This window comes from Streptomyces sp. NPDC002232, assembly GCF_042890295.1.
In the GTDB taxonomy this organism is placed as follows: domain Bacteria; phylum Actinomycetota; class Actinomycetes; order Streptomycetales; family Streptomycetaceae; genus Streptomyces.
The window spans coordinates 151,774-170,419 of sequence record NZ_JBIARV010000003.1; the positions used below are offsets into that span (position 1 = coordinate 151,774).

Annotated in this window: 15 protein-coding genes and 1 pseudogene; 7 read left to right on the forward strand and 9 right to left on the reverse strand. The window is 73.1% G+C overall.

The window, feature by feature from the left end:
• Positions 1–7: 7 nt before the first annotated feature.
• Positions 8–1,255: a MurT ligase domain-containing protein gene (locus tag ACFYXU_RS13335; protein ID WP_361401149.1), complete on the reverse strand. Its 1,248-nt coding sequence runs from the start codon at positions 1,253–1,255 to the stop codon at positions 8–10.
• Positions 1,256–1,381: 126 nt separating this feature from the next.
• Between ACFYXU_RS13335 and def the strand changes: the two genes are divergently transcribed.
• Positions 1,382–1,939: a peptide deformylase gene (gene def, locus ACFYXU_RS13340; RefSeq protein WP_329852347.1), complete on the forward strand. Its 558-nt coding sequence runs from the start codon at positions 1,382–1,384 to the stop codon at positions 1,937–1,939.
• A gap of 139 nt (positions 1,940–2,078) precedes the next feature.
• Here def and ACFYXU_RS13345 read toward each other — a convergent pair whose 3' ends face one another.
• Positions 2,079–2,726, reverse strand: coding sequence for a TetR family transcriptional regulator (locus ACFYXU_RS13345; protein WP_329852348.1), 648 nt, complete (start codon positions 2,724–2,726; stop codon positions 2,079–2,081).
• Between the two features lie 162 nt (positions 2,727–2,888).
• Here ACFYXU_RS13345 and ACFYXU_RS13350 point away from each other — a divergent pair, with 162 nt between their 5' ends.
• The gene (locus ACFYXU_RS13350; protein ID WP_389408982.1) at positions 2,889–4,103 is read left to right on the forward strand and encodes an acyl-CoA dehydrogenase family protein; all 1,215 of its coding nucleotides are present in this window, start codon (positions 2,889–2,891) and stop codon (positions 4,101–4,103) included.
• Between the two features lie 8 nt (positions 4,104–4,111).
• Here the strand turns inward: ACFYXU_RS13350 and ACFYXU_RS13355 are convergent, their stop codons facing one another.
• Entirely contained in the window at positions 4,112–4,579 is a 468-nt protein-coding gene (locus tag ACFYXU_RS13355; protein WP_376509566.1) for a VOC family protein, read from the reverse strand.
• A gap of 146 nt (positions 4,580–4,725) precedes the next feature.
• Between ACFYXU_RS13355 and ACFYXU_RS13360 the strand changes: the two genes are divergently transcribed.
• Positions 4,726–6,093 (forward strand): cytochrome P450, encoded by a 1,368-nt coding sequence (locus ACFYXU_RS13360; protein WP_376509568.1) that lies wholly within the window; start codon positions 4,726–4,728, stop codon positions 6,091–6,093.
• 39 nt (positions 6,094–6,132) lie between these two features.
• Here ACFYXU_RS13360 and ACFYXU_RS13365 read toward each other — a convergent pair whose 3' ends face one another.
• Both ACFYXU_RS13365 and ACFYXU_RS13370 read right to left on the reverse strand, forming a co-directional pair.
• On the reverse strand, positions 6,133–6,900 hold the full coding sequence (locus tag ACFYXU_RS13365; protein WP_376509569.1) for a putative protein N(5)-glutamine methyltransferase: 768 nt from the start codon (positions 6,898–6,900) through the stop codon (positions 6,133–6,135).
• Positions 6,893–7,375, reverse strand: a complete 483-nt coding sequence (locus tag ACFYXU_RS13370) for a glutathione peroxidase (protein WP_329852356.1) — start codon at positions 7,373–7,375, stop codon at positions 6,893–6,895. The genes ACFYXU_RS13365 and ACFYXU_RS13370 overlap by 8 nt, the downstream gene beginning before the upstream one ends.
• Before the next feature lie 36 nt (positions 7,376–7,411).
• Here ACFYXU_RS13370 and ACFYXU_RS13375 point away from each other — a divergent pair, with 36 nt between their 5' ends.
• Positions 7,412–7,630 carry a DUF6011 domain-containing protein gene (locus ACFYXU_RS13375; RefSeq protein WP_361401163.1) on the forward strand — a complete coding sequence of 73 codons (219 nt, stop codon included), beginning with the start codon at positions 7,412–7,414 and terminating at the stop codon, positions 7,628–7,630.
• Positions 7,631–7,758: 128 nt separating this feature from the next.
• Complete coding sequence (locus tag ACFYXU_RS13380) at positions 7,759–8,829, forward strand: RNA ligase (ATP) (RefSeq protein WP_376509578.1); 1,071 nt, start codon at positions 7,759–7,761, stop codon at positions 8,827–8,829.
• Between the two features lie 19 nt (positions 8,830–8,848).
• On the opposite strand, the gene ACFYXU_RS13385 is transcribed toward ACFYXU_RS13380, so the two are convergent.
• Complete coding sequence (locus ACFYXU_RS13385) at positions 8,849–9,712, reverse strand: acyl-CoA thioesterase II (RefSeq protein WP_329852360.1); 864 nt, start codon at positions 9,710–9,712, stop codon at positions 8,849–8,851.
• 10 nt (positions 9,713–9,722) lie between these two features.
• The gene (locus ACFYXU_RS13390; protein WP_376509580.1) at positions 9,723–12,236 is read right to left on the reverse strand and encodes a DEAD/DEAH box helicase; all 2,514 of its coding nucleotides are present in this window, start codon (positions 12,234–12,236) and stop codon (positions 9,723–9,725) included.
• Positions 12,237–12,368: 132 nt separating this feature from the next.
• Here ACFYXU_RS13390 and ACFYXU_RS13395 point away from each other — a divergent pair, with 132 nt between their 5' ends.
• On the forward strand, positions 12,369–13,160 hold the full coding sequence (locus tag ACFYXU_RS13395) for a metal-dependent hydrolase (protein WP_376509582.1): 792 nt from the start codon (positions 12,369–12,371) through the stop codon (positions 13,158–13,160).
• Between the two features lie 73 nt (positions 13,161–13,233).
• Here ACFYXU_RS13395 and ACFYXU_RS13400 read toward each other — a convergent pair.
• Both ACFYXU_RS13400 and ACFYXU_RS13405 read right to left on the reverse strand, forming a co-directional pair.
• A pseudogene (locus ACFYXU_RS13400) lies at positions 13,234–15,014 on the reverse strand (ABC transporter ATP-binding protein).
• Complete coding sequence (locus ACFYXU_RS13405) at positions 15,011–16,828, reverse strand: ABC transporter transmembrane domain-containing protein (RefSeq protein WP_389408987.1); 1,818 nt, start codon at positions 16,826–16,828, stop codon at positions 15,011–15,013. The pseudogene ACFYXU_RS13400 and the gene ACFYXU_RS13405 overlap by 4 nt, the downstream one beginning before the upstream one ends.
• Positions 16,829–17,033: 205 nt before the next feature.
• Between ACFYXU_RS13405 and ACFYXU_RS13410 the strand changes: the two genes are divergently transcribed.
• Positions 17,034–18,641: a peptide-N4-asparagine amidase gene (locus ACFYXU_RS13410; RefSeq protein WP_389408988.1), complete on the forward strand. Its 1,608-nt coding sequence runs from the start codon at positions 17,034–17,036 to the stop codon at positions 18,639–18,641.
• The last annotated feature ends 5 nt before the right edge of the window (positions 18,642–18,646 follow it).

Consider the following 18,646-nt stretch of genomic DNA (forward strand, 5'->3'; position numbering starts at 1 on the left):
CTACGGGTCAGTTGCCGACGCGGCGGCGGACGTCCTGGAAGGCGGTGTAGTTGGCGATCAGCTCGATCTGCCCGGGCGGGGCCATCGTGACGGCCTCGTCCAGCGTCTCGCAGACGCGGAAGTCCACGCCCGCGACCTCCAGGCGGACCGCGAGGTCCAGCTTCCGGTCGCCGATCACCATGATCGGGTGGCCGGCGAGCCGGCCGTAGTCCACGTCCCACAGCCAGGAGGTGTCCGTGCCGTCGGCGCCCCGCGCGTTGACGGAGAGGATCACCGGGGCGGGCGGCCCGTCGATGAGGGAGAACGTCTCGAGCCAGCCGGCCGGGTTCTTCGCCAGCAGCAGGCGCAGGTCGCGGTTCATGAAGGACACCACGTCGTAGCGCCCGGCGACGGCCTGCACCTGGTACATGCGCTCCAGGGCCACCTGCGGCGGCACCCCGAAGACCGCGGCCACGGCGGCCGAGCTCGTCGCGTTCGCCTTGTTGGCGCGGCCCGGCAGCTGGAGCCGGATCGGCCAGGCCGAACCGTGCGGGTCGAGCACGTGGTCGCCGCTCAGCGCCCAGCTCGGCGCGGGACGGCGGAAGCCGCACTCGCCGCAGAACCAGTCGTCGCCCGGACGCTGCATCACACCGCCGCAGGCGGGGCACGACCAGGCGTCGTCCTTCCACTCCTGGCCGGCGGCGACCCACACCACGTTCGGGGAGGAGGAGGCGGCCCACACGATGAGCGGGTCGTCGGCGTTGGCGATGACCACGGCCTTGGTGCCGTTGAGGCCCTCGCGCCACTTCTCGGCGAGCATCCGGGTCTCGGCCGCGCGGTCCAGCTGGTCGCGGGAGAGGTTGAGCAGCGCGATCGCCTTGGGCGTGGTGTCCCGTGCGACGCCCGCGAGGTACTTCTCGTCGACCTCGATCACACCGAACTTGGAGTCCGAGCCACCGGCCAGCGCCGAGGTGATGCCGGCGGGCATGTTGGCGCCCAGGGCGTTCGACACGACGGGGCCCGCGGCGCGCAGGGCCTCCGCGATCAGCCGGGTCGTCGTCGTCTTGCCGTTCGTCGCCGACACCAGGACGACGTCCAGATGCTGCGCGAGCCGTCCGAGCAGGTCGGGGTCGAGCTTCAGCGCCACCTTGCCGCCGATCACCGATCCGCTGCCGCGCCCCGCCGCACGCGACACCGCGGCCGCGGCCCTGCCCGCCGTCACGGCCAGCTTGGCGCGCGGCGACAGCGGCTCTGGATTACCGGGGTGTCCTGACATCGTTCTTGTTCCTCCTTGCGTCGGTCCGGGCTCAGCCTATCGAGATCCGGCCAGCAGCCCGAACAGCGGCACCGCCGACGGGCCGCACGAAACAGGGAGGTCACAGTGGACCGTACCCTTACCGCCATGCGAAACCGCCCCATCCCCGGCAGTTCCGGCCTCGTCCGAGCGATGACGCTCCTCGGCGACCCCGTGCTGCACGCTCCCTGCGCGCCCGTCACCGACTTCGGACCCGAACTGGCCCGGCTCGTCGAGGACATGTTCGCCACGATGTACGCGGCGCACGGCGTGGGCCTGGCGGCGAACCAGGTCGGGGTGGGCCTGCGGGTGTTCGTGTACGACTGCCCCGACGACGAGGAGAACCGTCACCTGGGGCACGTGGTGAACCCGCGTCTGGTGGAGGCGGACGGCGACGAGATCCGGGGCCCGGAGGGCTGTCTCTCGCTGCCGGGCCTGGAGGCGCCGACGCCCCGCTTCGACCGCGCGGTGGTCGAGGGCGTCCGTCTGGACGGCACTCCGATACGGATCGAGGGCACCGGTTTCTTCGCCCGCTGCCTCCAGCACGAGACGGACCACCTGGAGGGCGGGGTCTACGCGGACCACGTCACGGGGTGGCGCAAGTCACGTCTGATGCGGGCGATCCGCAAGGAGACGTGGGGGAGCGGAGCGGACCGGATCGCCTGACGGCGATGGTGAGGTCGGGTCGGCTGACGGATCGCCTGACGGTTCCGGGTCGCGTCGGCCCACGGCGGCCGGACCGGATCGCCCGACGGCTGCGGACCGGATCGCTGCCGACGGCGCCGGCCCCGGTCCGTCAGGTCGGTTAGAAGCCCGGACCGCCGGGGCGGTCGTCGGCCTCGGCGAGGCGGCCCCACAGGAGGTCGGCGAGGCTCTCGACGAGCTCCGCGCGGGAGCAGGGGCGCTCGCCGAGCCACCAGTCGCCGGCGGCGTGCATCATGCCGACGATGCCGTGGCCCCAGATCCGGGCTTGGGCCTCGGCGGCCGGGCCCAGGTCGACGCGCTCGGCGATGACCTGGCCGAGCTCCTCGCCCATGCGGCGCAGCAGCGGGGCGGAGTGGCGGCCGACGTCGAAGCCCTGCTCGGTCTGGTGGGACTCCTCCGCGGGGTGCATCAGGAAGCGGTAGACCTGGGGCATGGCCTCGATGGACGCCAGGTACGTGTCGAGGGTGGCCTCGACGCGGCGGCGCCGGTCGGCGGGCGCGTCGAGGGAGGCCCGGAGCGAGGAGAGGAGCGCGTCCGTGTGCCGGGTGGCCAGGGCGCGGTAGAGGCCGCCCTTGTCGCCGAAGTGGCGGTAGAGAATGGGCTTGGTGATGCCCGCCTCGGCGGCGATCGCGTTCATGGAGGCCTTGGGGCCGTCGCGGAGCACCACACGGTCCGCCGCCTCCAGCAGCTCGCGGCGCCGCTGCTCGGCGGGCGTCTGCTGCTCGGTGGCCCGGTGTGCGATGTTCATGTACGTGTCTCCCCGCCCGTGCGATTCGTGAGGCTGTCGCAACGTAACACCCGGCCGGGATCCGGTGCCGGTCGGCCCGAACCGCTCCACCGCAGGTTGACAGCCTCTACCCGCCGGTAACAGACTGCTGTTACCGCAAGTAACGTCATGCTGGGAGGGAACATGGGCGAGTTCACGCTCGATCTCAACGAGGACCAGAAGCAGGTCCGCGACTGGCTCCACGGCTTCGCCGCCGATGTGATGCGCCCCGCGGCCGCCGAATGGGACGAGCGTGAGGAGACGCCCTGGCCGATCATCCAGGAAGCGGCCAAGCTCGGCATCTATTCCCTCGATTTCTATGCCCAGCAGTTCTTCGACCCGACCGGTCTCGGCATCCCGATGGCGATGGAGGAGCTCTTCTGGGGCGACGCCGGCATCGCCCTGTCGATCGTCGGCACCGGCCTCGCCGCCGTCGGCGTCCTCGCCAACGGCACCGAGGAGCAGATCGGCACCTGGGTCCCCCAGATGTACGGCGACGCGAACGACGTCAAGGTCGCCGCCTTCTGCTCCTCCGAGCCCGACGCCGGCTCGGACGTCGCCTCCATGCGGACCCGCGCCGTGTACGACGAGGCCAAGGACGAGTGGGTCCTCAACGGCACCAAGACCTGGGCGACCAACGGTGGCATAGCCAACGTCCACGTGGTCGTGGCCGTCGTCGACGCCGAGCTCGGCTCCAAGGGCCACGCCTCCTTCATCGTGCCGCCGAACACCCCGGGCCTGTCCCAGGGGCAGAAGTTCCAGAAGCACGGCATCCGCGCCTCCCACACCGCCGAGGTCGTCCTGGAGGACGTCCGCGTCCCCGGCTCCTGCCTGCTCGGCGGCAAGGACAAGCTGGACGAGCGGCTCGCCCGTGCCCGGGAGAAGGCGAAGTCGGGCGGCGAGCGCGTCAAGAACGCGGCCATGGCCACCTTCGAGGCCTCCCGCCCCGCCGTCGGCGCTATGGCTGTCGGCACCGCCCGCGCCGCGTACGAGGTCGCCCTCGACTACGCGAAGACCCGCGTCCAGTTCGGCCGTCCGATCATCGAGAACCAGGGCGTCGCCTTCCAGCTCGCCGACATGGCGACCCAGATCGACGCCGCCCGGCTGCTGGTCTGGCGCGCCTCCTGGATGGCCACCGCCGGCAAGCCCTTCACCGCGGCCGAGGGCTCCATGTCCAAGCTGTACGCGAGCGAGGTCGCCAAGAAGGTCACCGCCCAGGCCATCCAGATCCTCGGCGGCAACGGCTACACCCGCGAGTACCCGGTGGAGCGCATGCACCGCGACGCGGCCATCTACACCATCTTCGAAGGCACGAGCGAGATCCAGCGCATGGTGATCAGCCGCGCCCTCGCGAAGTAGCCGCCGGCTCACACGAGGCAGAACTCGTTGCCCTCGGGGTCCTGGAGGACCACCGCGTAGTAGTCCATGCCGTTCGGCTCGTCCATCGCGTAGAGCACGGACGCGCCGAGGGCCGTCAGCCGGGCCACCTCGCCGTCCACGCGCTCGCGGCGGACGGCGAGGGGGACCTCGCGGCCACCCCCGACCTTGAGGTCCAGGTGGACGCGGTTCTTGACGGTCTTGGGCTCCGGGACGCGCTGGAACCAGATCCGGGGGCCGACGCCCTTCGGGTCGACGATGGACTCCGGGAGCTCCCCGGCGTCCTCGCCCAGCTCGTCCTCGGGCACGCCGATCGCCTCCCAGTACGCCCGCCAGGTCGCGTGCCCGGCCGGCGGCGGGTCGGGGACGTACCGCAGGGCGTCCAGCCAGAAGGGCACCAGGCGCTGGGGGTCGGCGCAGTCGATGGTCAGTTGCAGGGTCAGCTCGGGTCGCTCCATGAGGACGAGCCTCCCAGACGCCACTGACAACGGCCCCGTACTCCTCGAACGATTCCGGTCAACCGGCCGGATCTGAGCAGGGGTTCGCCCGACGGCCCGCCTGAGGGACAATCACCGGGCCAGTGACGACCAAGGGGGAACCGATCATGGCCACCAGCACCGGAACCACAGCGCCCCAGCTCGCGGGGAACCCGCTCCTCGGCTCCCTGCTCGACCTCAAGAGCGACTCGCTGGGCACCTTCCTGCGCGCCCGGCGCGACCACGGAAACGTCGTGCGGATCACCGCCGGCCCGCCCGGGATCCGCGCCACCCTCTACGGCGTCTTCTCCGCCGAGGGCGCCCAGCAGGTCCTCGCCGGCGAGTCCGCCAACTTCCGCAAGGACAACGCCTTCTACGAGGAGATCCGCGAGTCCTTCGGCAACGGCCTGCTGACCAGCCAGGACGAGGACTACCTCCGGCAGCGCCGCCTGGTCCAGCCCCTCTTCACCAAGCGCCGCGTCGACGGCTACGCGGCGGCCGTCGCGGCCGAGATCACCACCCTCCTCGGCGAGTGGGAGGACGGCGGCGCCGAGACCGTCGACGTCCTCCACGAGATGGCCCGCTTCGCCCTGCGGGCCGTCGCCCGCATCCTCTTCGGCACGGACGTCGACACGGCCGTCGAGATCGTCGAGCGCAGCTTCCCCGAGCTCAACGCCTATGTGCTGCGCCGCGGCTACGCCCCGCTGAAGTTCCCGCGCGACTGGCCCACGCCCGGCAACCGCAGGGCCGCCGCCGTCCACCGGGCGCTGTACGAGGTCTGCGACCGCATCATCGCCGAGCGGCGCGCCTCCGGCCGGACCTCCGCCGACGGCGACGACCTGCTCACCCTGCTCGTCGAGGCCGACAGCGCCGAGGACGGCAGCTTCGACGCCACCGAGCTGCGCGAGCAGGTGCTCATCTTCCTGCTGGCCGGGCACGAGACCACCGCCACGTCCCTGGGCTTCGCCCTCCACCTGCTGGCACGGCACCCGGAGGTGCTGAAGCGGGCCCACGAGGAGGTCGACCGGGTCCTCGGCGGCCGCACCCCCGGCGCGGCGGACCTGGACGCGCTGCCCTACGTCACCCGGGTCCTGAAGGAGACCATGCGGCTCTACCCCGCCGCCCCGGCCATCGGGCGCCGCGCCGTCGCCGACACCGTGGTCGACGGCGTCGCGATCCCGGCCGGCGCGGACGTCGTCGTCGCCTCCTGGGTCACCCACCGGCACCCCGACTACTGGGACGACCCGGAGCGCTTCGACCCCGACCGCTTCACGCCCGAGGCGGAGGCGGCGCGCCCCCGGTACGCCTGGTACCCCTTCGGCGGCGGCCCGCGCGCCTGCATCGGGCAGCACTTCTCCATGCTGGAATCGGTGATCGCGCTGGCGATGATCCTCCAGAAGCACGGCCTCGAAGCCGTCGACACCGAGGTGCCCGTCGGCTCCGCGATCACCCTCTACGCGACCGGCCCGGCCCGCTGCCGTCTGCTGCCGCGCTGAGGGACGGGGAGCGGCCCGGGCCGGGCCGCTCCACCCGCCTCAGGGCGCGGTCGCGACGACGATCGTCGCCCACCACTCCTCGGACCTGTCGACGCGCGGTGTCAGACCGGCCGCGGACATCACCGCGAGGGCCGTGTCCGCCTGCCGCTCGCTCGTCTCCACCAGCAGGTGCCCGCCCGGCGCCAGCCACTCCGGAGCCTCGGCGGCGACCCGCCGCATGACGTCGAGCCCGTCCGTGCCGCCGTCGAGCGTGACGTGCGGTTCGTGGTCGCGGGCCTCCGGCGGCAGCAGCCCGATCTCCCCGGTCGGCACGTACGGCACGTTCGCGACCAGGACCCCGACCCGCCCCCGCAGCTTCCGGGGCAGCGGTGCGAAGAGGTCCCCCTCGTACACCCGGCCGCCCCGGGGCTCCACGTTCCGCCGGGCGCAGCGCACCGCCGCCGGCTCGATGTCCGAGGCGTGCACCTCCACGCCCTCGACCTCGGCGAGCAGCACGGCCCCGGCCGCGCCGGAGCCGCAGCACAGGTCGACGCAGACGGCGCCCGGCCGGGCCAGCTCGACCGCCCGGCCGACCAGGAACTCCGTACGCCGTCTCGGTACGAAGACCCCGCCGTCGACCTCGACGCGCAGCCCGGCGAAGTCGGCCCACCCCAGGACGTGCTCCAGGGGCAGGCCCGAGGCCCGCCGCTCGACCATCAGGTCGAGCTCGGCTGGCCCGGCCGCGGTCGCCGTGAGCATCTCCGCCTCTTCCTCGGCGAAGACGCACCCGGCGGCCCGCAGCCGTCCGACCACCCCTGGGTCAGACAAGCTGGGCCTCGATCGCGGCGACGACCTCGGGGGCCTCGGGCTCGGTGCGGGGGCGGAAGCGGGTGACCTCGCCGTCGCGCCCGATGAGGAACTTCTCGAAGTTCCACTGCACGTCACCGGCCTCGCCCTCGGCGTCGGCGACCTTGACCAGCTCCGCGTAGAGCGGGTGGCGGCCGTCGCCGTTGACGTCCGTCTTCTCCAGGAGCGGGAAGGAGACGCCGTACGTGGCCGAGCAGAAGGTCGCGATCTCGTCCGCGCTGCCCGGCTCCTGGCCGGCGAACTGGTTGCAGGGCACGCCGAGCACCGTGAAGCCGCGCTCGCCGTACGTCTTCTGAAGCCGCTCCAGGCCCGCGTACTGGGGGGTGAGGCCGCACTTCGAGGCCACGTTCACCACGAGCACGGCCCGGTCGCGGTAGTCGGCAAGGGAGACCGGCTCGCCGGTCAGGGTCTTCAGGGGGATGTCGTACAGGCTCATGGACTGCTCCTCGTCGGAATAGGGTTTGATCTCAGCATGGGAGACGAACCACTGGCAATCGCGATCGATTCCACGCCGGAGCCGGGACCGCGCCGGGTGTCCTGCCGGCTCTGCGGTCGCCCCCTCACGGGCGCGGACTCCCGGCGCACGGGCCTGGGCCCCACCTGCGACGCCAAGCTCCATCCTCCGGCCCCCGACATCCGCACGCGCCGCCACGAGGTGTCCCAGGACACGCTGCCGGGCCTGGACGGTTGACCACCGGGCCTCCGCACGCACGGAGCTCGCGACGCTACCAGCGACCGAAACCGTTGGCCCATCGGATTCCCGGCACGTCAGAGTGGGCCGCGATGCGACCGAAACCCGAACGACCGGAGTCCTGACCCATGTCCACCCTGCGCGTCACCGCCGAAGTCCTCACCGTCCACCCGCACCCGAACGCCGACGCCCTGGAGCTCGCCCAGATCGGGCTCTACCGGGCCGTCGTCGCCAAGGGCGCCTACCGGACGGGCGACGCCGCCCTCTACATCCCCGAACAGGCCGTGCTGCCCCTCGCGCTGGTCGAGGAGCTGGGGCTCACCGGGCGGCTCGCCGGAGGGAACGCGGACCGCGTGAAGGCCGTGCGGCTGCGCGGCGAGCTGTCGCAGGGGATCGTCTGCCGTCCCGGCGCGCTCGCCGGCACCGACCTGGCCCGCGCCGCGGCCGAGCGGACGGACTTCGCACAGACGCTCGGGATCACCAAGTGGGTGCCGCCGATACCGCCGACCATGAGCGGTGACGTGGAGCCCGCGCCGGAACTGCTCGCCTGGGTCGACATCGAGAACCTCCAGCGGTACCCCGACGTCTTCGCGCCCGGAGAGCCGGTCGTCCTGACGGAGAAGCTCCACGGAACCGCCTGCCTGCTGACCTTCCACGCCGAGGACGGACGCGTGCAGGTCTCCTCGAAGGGGTTCGGCGCGAAGGGCCTCGCCCTCCGGGAGGACCCGCGCAACCTGTACTGGCGCGCCGTCCGCGGCCACGGCCTCGGCGCCGTCGCCGCGCGGGTCGCCGAGCGGCTCGGCGCCCGCCGGGTGGGCCTCTTCGGCGAGGTGTACGGCTCCGGCGTGCAGGACCTCGCCTACGGCGCCGACGCCCGCTCCGAGACCGTCGGCTACGCCCTCTTCGACGTCTCGGCCGAGATCGACGGACAGGTCCGCTGGTTCGACCCGGAGACCGTGCTCGACGCCGGCGAGGTCCCGCTCGTCCCACGGCTCCACACCGGGCCGTACGACCTGGACACCGTCCTCGCGCACGCCAGTGGCCGGGAGACCGTCTCCGGCCGCTCGGCGCACCTGCGGGAGGGCGTCGTCATCCGGCCGGTGACCGAGCGGTACAGCCCGGTCACCGGCGGCCGGGCCATCGCCAAGGCGGTCAGCCCCGCCTACCTCACCCGCAAGGGCGGCACCGAGTACGAGTGACCCGGCGGGCCGCCGCCGGTCACAGCTTCCGGAACAGGCCCTCCTGGACCACCGACACCAGCATCCGGCCCTCGCGGTCGTAGATCCGGCCCCGCGCGAGTCCCCGGCCGCCCGTGGCGATCGGGGACTCCTGGTCGTACAGGAACCACTCGTCCGCCCGGAACGGCCGGTGGAACCACATCGCGTGGTCCAGCGAGGCCAGGTCGAAGCTCCGCGGACCCCACAGCGGTTCGACGGGGATCCGCACCGCGTCCAGGAGCGTCATGTCCGAGGCGTACGTCAGGGCGCAGGTGTGGACCAGCGGGTCGTCGCCCAGCGGGCCCACCGCCCGCATCCACACCGCGCTCCTGGGGTCCGCGCCCCGGATCTCCTCCGGGGTCCACCGCAGCCGGTCCACGTACCGGATGTCGAAGGGCATGCGGCGCGCCATCCGGTCCAGCGCCTCCGGCAGGCCGCCCAGGTGCTCGCGGACCTCGTCGGCGAGCTTCGGCAGGGTCTCCGGGTCGGTCAGGTGCCGGGGCGGCAGCTGGTGCTCGAAGGCGCCCTCCTCCGGCCGGTGGAAGGAGGCCGTCAGATTGAAGATCGTCCGGCCCTCCTGGATCGCCGTGACCCGACGGGTCGTGAACGACCGCCCGTCGCGCACCCGCTCCACCTGGTACACGATCGGCACCCCCGGCCGGCCCGGCCGCAGGAAGTACGCGTGCAGCGAGTGCACCGGCCGGTCGCCCTCCGTGGTGCGGCCGGCCGCCACCAGGGCCTGCCCGGCGACCTGCCCGCCGAAGACCCGTTGCAGCGACTCCTGCGGGCTGCGCCCGCGGAAGATGTCCACCTCGATCCGCTCCAGGTCGAGCAGATCCACGAGCCTCTCGGCGGGATTCGTCACCACAGCTCCTCTACAGCTCGCCGACGGACGTCACACGGAGCACCGCCCGGCCCTCCTCGTCGGAGGCCGCCAGGTCCACCTCCGCGCTGATGCCCCAGCCATGGTCGCCGTTCGGGTCGGCGAAGGTCTGCCGGACCCGCCACACCCCGTGCGCGGCGTCCTCCTCGATCCGGAGCAGCTTCGGGCCGCGCGCGTCCGGACCCGTACCCAGGTCGTCGTACTCGTCCCAGTACCCGTCCATCGCCTCGCCCCACGCGTCCGCGTCCCAGCCGGACTCGGCGTCCAGCTCGCCCAGCGCGTCGACGTTGTCGAGGGCGGCCAGCTCCACCCGGCGGAACATCGCGTTGCGCACCAGGACCCGGAAGGCGCGGGCGTTCGCCGTGACCGGCTTGACCTGGTCGGCCTTCTCCTGGGCCTCCTCGGCCGTCTGGACCTCCGGGTTCGCCAGCTGCTCCCACTCGTCGAGGAGCGAGGAGTCCACCTGCCGCACCATCTCGCCCAGCCAGGCGATCAGGTCCTCCAGGTCCTCGGTCTTCAGGTCGTCCGGGATCGTGTGGTCCAGCGCCTTGTACGCGCTCGCGAGGTAGCGCAGGACGATGCCCTCGGTCCGCGCCAGCTCGTACCAGGAGGTGAACTCCGTGAACGTCATGGCCCGTTCGTACATGTCACGGATGACCGACTTCGGCGAGACCGGGTGGTCGCCGACCCACGGGTGCGACTTCCGGTAGACGTCGTACGCGTGCCAGAGCAGCTCCTCCAGCGGCTTCGGGTACGAGATCTCCTGGAGCCGCTCCATCCGCTCCTCGTACTCGACGCCGTCGCGCTTCATCTGCCCGACGGCCTCCCCGCGCGCCTTGTTCTGCATGGCGGCGAGGATCTGACGCGGGTCGTCCAGCGTCGACTCGACCACCGACACCATGTCCAGGGCGTACGAGGGGGACTCCGGGTCCAGCAGGTCGAAGGCGGCGAGCGCGAACGTCGACAGCGGCTGGTTCAGCGCGAAGTCCTGCTGGAGGTCGACCGTCAGCCGGATCGTGCGCCCCTCGGCGTCGGGCTCGTCCAGCTGCTCCACCACACCGCCGTCGAGCAGCGAACGGTAGATCGCGATGGCCCGGCGGATGTGCCGCAGCTGCGCCTTGCGCGGCTCGTGGTTGTCCTCCAGGAGCTTGCGCATCGCCTCGAAGGCGTTGCCCGGACGGGCGATCACCGACAGCAGCATGATGTTGGTGACCTTGAAGCGGGAGGTCAGCGGCTCCGGCTCGGCGTCGATCAGCCTCTCGAAGGTGGTGTCGCTCCAGGCGACGAAGCCCTCGGGCGCCTTCTTGCGGACCACCTTGCGGCGCTTCTTCGGGTCGTCGCCGGCCTTCGCGAGCGCCTTCTCGTTCTCGATGACGTGCTCGGGGGCCTGCGCCACCACGAAGCCGGCCGTGTCGAAGCCGGCCCGGCCGGCCCGGCCCGCGATCTGGTGGAACTCACGGGCGCGCAGGGTCCGCACCCGGTTGCCGTCGTACTTGGTCAGGGCGGTGAAGAGCACGGTGCGGATCGGCACGTTCACGCCGACGCCGAGGGTGTCCGTGCCGCAGATCACCTTCAGGAGACCCGCCTGCGCGAGCTTCTCCACGAGCCGCCGGTACTTCGGCAGCATGCCCGCGTGGTGCACGCCGATGCCGTGCCGGACGTACCGCGAGAGGTTCTGGCCGAACTTGGTGGTGAAGCGGAAGTTGCCGATGAGCTCGGCGATCCGGTCCTTCTCCTCGCGCGTGCACATGTTGATGCTCATCAGCGACTGCGCGCGCTCGACGGCCTGCGCCTGCGTGAAGTGCACGATGTAGACGGGCGCCTGCTTGGTCTCCAGGAGCTCGGTCAGGGTGTCCGTGATGGGCGTGAGCCGGTACTCGTACGACAGCGGCACCGGCCGGGTCGCCGAGCGGACCACCGAGGTGGGCTTGCCCGTGCGCCGGGTCAGGTCCTTCTCGAACATCGACACGTCGCCGAGCGTCGCCGACATGAGGACGAACTGCGCCTGGGGGAGTTCGAGCAGCGGGATCTGCCAGGCCCAGCCGCGGTCCTGCTCGGCGTAGAAGTGGAACTCGTCCATGACGACCTGGCCGATGTCGGCGTACTTGCCGTCCCGCAGCGCGATCGAGGCGAGGACCTCCGCGGTGCAGCAGATCACCGGGGCGTCCGCGTTCACGGAGGCGTCGCCGGTCAGCATGCCGACGTTCTCGGTGCCGAAGAGCTTGCACAGATCGAAGAACTTCTCCGACACCAGCGCCTTGATCGGCGCGGTGTAGAAGGTGACCTGGTCGTTCGCGAGCGCCGTGAAGTGCGCCCCCGCCGCGACCAGCGACTTTCCCGATCCGGTGGGCGTGGAAAGGATCACGTTCGCCCCGGAGACGACCTCGATCAGCGCCTCTTCCTGGGCCGGGTAGAGCGTGATACCCCGGTCCTCGGCCCAGGCGGAGAAGGCCTCGAAGAGGGCGTCGGGGTCGGCGGTCGGCGGCAGCTGATCGATAAGGGTCACGCCCCCCATCTTGCCCGCATTCCGCTCGGATGAGGGAACCGGCCGTCGCCTGTCATGATCACGGACGGTAGGCTCGTCCGTCGACCGGTCGTCAACTCGGCGCCGGCAGGGGAGAAACGGGGCGGGCCAACCATGATGGGACCGGCGCACTCGCTGTCCGGAGCGGCGGCCTGGCTGGGCGTCGGGGCGGCGGCCGCCGCCTACGACCGCCCGATGCCCTGGCCGGTTCTCGTGGTCGGCGCGCTCATCTGCGCGGGCGCGGCCCTGGCGCCCGACCTCGACCACAAGTCGGCGACCATCTCCCGCGCCTTCGGGCCCGTCTCCAAGGGCCTCTGCGAGATCGTCGACAAGCTGTCGTACGCCGTCTACAAGGCCACCCGCTCCACCGCCGACCCCCGCAGGTCCGGCGGGCACCGCACCCTCACCCACACCTGGCTCTGGGCCGTCCTGATAGGCGCGGGGGCGTCCGTCGCGGCCGTCACCGGCGGCCGCTGGGCCGTCCTCGCGATCCTCTTCGTCCATCTGGTCCTCGCCGTGGAGGGCCTGCTCTGGCGGGCCGCCCGGGTGTCCAGCGACATCCTGGTCTGGCTCCTCGGCGCCACCAGCGCCTGGATCCTCGCGGGCGTCCTCGATCAGCCCGGCAACGGCGCCGACTGGTTCTTCACGGAGCCGGGTCAGGAGTACCTGTGGCTGGGCCTGCCGATCGTCCTCGGCGCCCTCGTGCACGACATCGGCGACGCCCTGACCGTCTCGGGCTGCCCGATCCTGTGGCCCCTCCCCGTCGGCCGCAAGCGCTGGTACCCCGTGGGCCCGCCCAAGGGCATGCGCTTCCGGGCCGGCAGCTGGGTCGAGCTCAAGGTCCTGATGCCCGCCTTCATGCTCCTGGGCGGGGTCGGCGGGGCCTCGGCCCTCGGCTTCTTCTAGACCTAGGCCGCCGGCCCCGGAGGGGCCCGCGGAACCGGTGCGCCACCGGTTCCGCGGGCCCCTGCGTCGTGCGTCAGCCGTGCCAGGAGCGCCACAGGGCCGCGTAGGCGCCGTCCGCCGCCACCAGCTCCTCGTGGCTGCCGAGCTCGCTGATCCGGCCCGCCTCGACCACCGCGATCAGATCGGCGTCGTGCGCGGTGTGCAGCCGGTGCGCGATGGCCACGACCGTGCGGCCCTCCAGGACCCGGCCCAGCGAGCGCTCCAGGTGCCGGGCCGCGCGCGGGTCGAGCAGGGACGTCGCCTCGTCCAGGACCAGGGTGTGCGGGTCCGCGAGGACGAGCCGGGCCAGCGCGATCTGCTGGGCCTGCGCCGGGGTCAGCGCCCGGCCGCCCGAACCGACCTCGGTGGCCAGCCCGGCGTCGAGCCCCCGGGCCCAGTCCTCCGCGTCGACGGCCGCGAGCGCCGCCCACAGGTCGGCGTCGGTGGCCCCGCTCCTGGCGAGGAGCAGGTTGTCGCGGAGCGAGCCCACGAAGACGTGGTGCTCCTGGTTGACCAGGGCCACGTGCTCGCGGACCCGCTCGGCGGGCATCCGGGCCAGCTCGGCGGCGCCCAGGGTGACCGAGCCCGTCCTCGGGGCGTAGATCCCCGCGAGGAGCCGGCCCAGGGTGGACTTGCCCGCGCCGGACGGGCCGACCAGGGCGAGCCGGGTGCCCGGCGCCACGTCCAGCGACACCTCGTGCAGCACGTCGGAGCCCTCCCGGTAGCCGAAGCGGACCTCGTCGGCCCGCACCGCCCGGCCCTCCGGCCGCACCTCCCGGTCTCCCGCGTCCGGCTCGATGTCACGGACGCCGACGAGGCGGGCCAGCGACACCTGCGCGACCTGGAGCTCGTCGTACCAGCGCAGCACGATCCCGATCGGGTCCACGAGCATCTGCGACAGCAGCGCGCCCGTCGTCAGCTGCCCCACGTCGATCCAGCCCCGGAGCACGAACACCCCGCCCAGCAGGAGGACCGCGCACAGCACCGTCGTATGGGTGAGGTTGACGACGGGGAAGAGCACCGACCGCAGGAAGAGCGTGTACCGCTCCCACGCGACCCACTCGGAGATCCGCCGGTCCGACAGCGCGATCCGCCGCGCGCCGAGGCGGTGCGCCTCGACCGTACGGCCCGCGTCGACGGTCTCGGCGAGCGCCGCGGCCACCGCCGCGTACCCCGCCGACTCCGAGCGGTACGCCGACGGCGCCCGCTTGAAGTACCACCGGCCGCCCACGATCAGCACCGGCGCCGCGAGCAGGGCGGCGAGCGCGAGCGGCGGCGCGGTCAGCGCGAGCCCGCCGAGCAGCAGCCCCGCCCAGACGACGCCGACCGCCAGCTGGGGCACGGCCTCGCGCATCGCGTTCGCGAGCCGGTCGACGTCCGTGGTGATCCGGGAGAGCAGATCACCCGTCCCGGCCCGCTCCAGGACGCCCGGCGGCAGGCCGACCGCGCGCACCAGGAAGTCCTCGCGCAGGTCCGCGAGCATCTCTCGCCGAGCATCGCCCCGCGCAGCCGGACCAGCCGGGTGAACACGGTCTGGACGAGCAGCGCGCCCGCGAACAGCGCGACCGTGCGCTCCAGGTGGAGGTCGCGGGCCCCGTCCGCGAGACCGTCCACCACCGACCCGAGCAGGTACGGGCCGGCCATCGAGGCGATGACGGCGACCGCGTTCACCCCGATGAGCAGCGCGAACGCCCGGCGGTGCCGCCGCAGCAGCGCGCGGACGTAGCCGCGGACGGTGGCGGACCCGGCGACGGGCAGCGTCGTCGCCGTCTTCGGGGCCGCCGGGTCGTACGCCGGTGGTGCCAGGCCGATCATGCCGATTCCCCTTCCCGTGCTTCGCGTACGACGACGGCACCGCCGCCGGCCGTGGCGAGCTCCTCGTCCGTCTCGCGGGTGACCACCGCGCGGTAGCGGGGCTCGCCCGCGAGCAGCTCGCGATGGGTGCCGACGGCGACGGCCCGGCCCCCGTCGACGAGGACGACCCGGTCGGCGCGGTCCAGGAGCAGCGGCGAGGAGGCGAGGACCACGGTGGTCCTGCCCCGGCGCAGCTCCGCGAGCCCGGCGGCGACGGCGGCCTCGGTGTGCGCGTCGACCGCGGACGTCGGCTCGTCGAGGACGAGCACCTCCGGGTCGGCGACCAGCGACCGGGCCAGCGCGAGCCGCTGCCGCTGGCCGCCGGAGAGCGACCGGCCGCGCTCGGTGATGCGGGTGCGCATCGGGTCGCCGCCGGTGCCGACCGAGGCCTGCGCCAGGGCGTCGAGGACGTCGTCGCACCGGGCGGCGGCGAGCGCCTCCTCGGCGCGGACCGCCCCCGACGCGGGCACGTCGAGCAGCTCGCGGAGCGTGCCCGAGAGGAGCACCGGCTCCTTGTCCTGGACGAGGACGGCGGTCCGGGCGCCCGCCAGCGGCAGCTCGTCGAGCGGGACCCCGCCGAGGAGCACCGAGATGTGGCCGGCCTCCGGCTCGGCCGGGTGCCCGCCGAGCCGGTCCGCGAGCCGCCCGGCCGCGTCGGGATCGCCGCAGACCACGGCGGTGAGGACGCCGGCGGGGGCGCTCAGCCCGGTCAGCGGGTCGTACAGGTCGCCGCCCGCCCCGGGCTCCGTCCGCTCCGGGGCGTCCGGGGCCGGGACCGTGGCGCGGGCCAGGGCCAGGACCCGTGCGGCGCGCTGCGCGGAGGGGCGCGAGAAGGAGTAGGCCTGGGCGATCTCCTCGAAGTTCCGCAGGGCGTGATGGGTCAGGGCCACCGCGCTGTAGACCGTGACCAGTTCGCCGACCTCGATTCGCCCGTCGAGGGCGAGCCTCGTGCCGTACGCCACCACGGCGATGAGCAGCAGGCCCGGCAGCACGACCTGGATCGCGGCGATCAGCGCCCACATCCTCGCGCTGTGCACGGCGGCCCGGCGGACCTCCTGGGACGCGGCCCGGTAGCGGCCGAGGAAGAGCTCTTCGCCGCCGATGCCGCGCAGCACCCGGAGCCCGGCGACCGTGTCCGAGGCCAGCTCGGTGGCCCGGCCGGCCTTCTCGCGCTGGACGTCCGCCCGGCGGGTGGCCCGGGGCAGCAGCGGCAGCACGGCGAGCGCGAGCACCGGGACGCCGGCGGCGACCACGATCCCCAGGGCCGGCTGGTAGACGACGAGCCCGACACAGACGACCAGCAGCGTGACGGCCGCCGCGGCGAACCGGGACAGCGCCTCGACGAACCATCCGATGCGCTCGACGTCGCCCGTCGAGACGGCGACGACCTCGCCCGCCGCGACCCGCCGGGTCAGGACGGAACCGAGTTCCGCGGTCTTGCGGGCCAGGAGCTGCTGCACCCGCGCGGCGGCGGTGATCCAGTTGGTGACGGCGGTGCGGTGCAGCATCACGTCACCCGCGGCGATGGCGGAACCGAGGCCCAGGAGCAGGGCCCCGGCGAGCGCGAGCCGCCCGCCGTCGCGGTCCACGACCGCCTGGACGGCCAGACCGACGCCGAGCGGCAGTCCGGCGATGCCGAGGTGGTGCAGCAGTCCCCACAGGAGGGACCTGACCTGTCCGCCGAGCTGTCGACGGCCGAGCCAGAGGAGGAACCGGGGGCCCGAACGGACATCGGGGACCCCGGGGTCGGCGTAGGGAAGATCTCGAATCTGCATGGCTGCCCAGGATCTCCGGGTCTGTCGGGAGGACCGCGCGCCGGTGGGGTGCGACGACGGGGCCCGAGGACGAGGGGGAAACCGTGCAAGGTTCGCGATTCCGCCGCGCGGCGGCAATCGAATTTCCCCACCGGGGAACAGTTCGCGCCATGTCCGCTCATCGTCCTCTGGACCGCCAGGGACGACCGCGCTTCACTTCCGCCCCATGGGATCACTCACGATCACGCGCGTGATCGGTGCTCTGCTGCTCGCCGCCGGAGCGCTCCTCACCGCCCACCCGGCCGCCGCCGACGGTCCGAACGGTCCGACGCCGCCCGCCGAGTTCACCAGCGACTGGCACGACCCGGTCACCGCCGCCCCGCCCGTCGCCACCCCCGGCACCCCCAGCTGCGAGGTCACCCTCGCCACCGCGCGGTTCCGCGACTTCACCCCCTACCGGGGCGACTACGCCCCGCCGAAGGAGTGCGGCACCCGCTGGAACAAGGTCGTCCTGCGCCTGGAGGGCACGGTGAAGGGCCGTCAGTACGACCGGCTCGGCCACCTCGCGGTGGGCGGTGTGGAGATCCTCCGCACCTCCACGCCGCAGCCCTCGCCCGACGGCATCGCCTGGTCGGTCGAGAAGGACGTCACCCGCTACCGCGACACCCTCAGCCGCCCGCAGCCCGTCGAGATGCTCATCGGCAACGTCGTGAACGAGACGTACACCGGAGTCATCGACGTCCGCGTCACCCTCACCTTCCACACCGCCCGGGGCCCGGTGAAGCCCGCCGCCGGCACCCCCGACCGGGTCCTGCCGCTCACCGACGCCACCCTCACCACCCCGCGCAACACCGAACGCGTCCTCGCCGAGGTCTACGCCACCGGATCGGGCGGCGGCTGCGAGGAGTACTGGTACCTCTCCGTCCCGGACACCGCGCCCTACTCCTGCCGGGCCGCCGACGGGCCCCACCGCGAGGTCAGGATCTCCGTCGACGGCCGGCTCGCGGGCATCGCCGCGCCCTTCCCGACGGTCTGGACGGGCGGCTGGTCCAACCCCTTCCTCTGGTACGTCACTCCCGGGCCGCGCGCCTTCGACGTCCAGCCGGTGGTCTACGACCTGACGCCCTTCGCGGCCCTCCTCAACGACGGGAACGCCCACCGCGTGGAGGTCTCGGTCGCCGGGGTCCCGTCCGGCCTCGGCGGCTGGTCGGTCCCCGCCAACGTGCTGCTCTGGCAGGACGCGGGCAGCCGGGTCGTCACCGGCGGGCTCGACCGCCACGAGGAGACCGCCCCGTACGACTCCTCCGTCCACACCGCCGGTCCGACGCACCGGGTCGACACCCGGGCGCACCACCGGCTCACCGTCGCCGGGCACCTGAACACCTCGCACGGGAGGGTCGACACCACCGTGAGCCGGACCGTCACCGCCGACCTCGTCCACCGCTGGGGCCAGGACGAGAACCCGGACGCGCTCACCGCCCGCTGGACCGACCGCGAGACCGTGACCAGCGGCCGGGACGTCACCCGCACCGACCGCTCGTACACCATGGACGGCGAGACCACGATCGGCGCCGGGGACCGGCTGCGGACGGTCCTCACCCTCGGGGACCGCGCCGACACCGTCGCCCTGCGCGACGGACGGCGGCTCTCCTGGTCGCGCCTCGACGACACGTACACCGGGGACGCCACGTACACCACCGGCGTACCCCGCGAGCAGCGGCACGCGGTCGGCACCACGCACACGCGCCACCGGCTGTACGGTTCCGGCGGCTGCTACGACCGGAGCCTGACGACCGTCCAGGGCACGCTCACGAAGGACCTGCGGCGCTGCTGAACGGC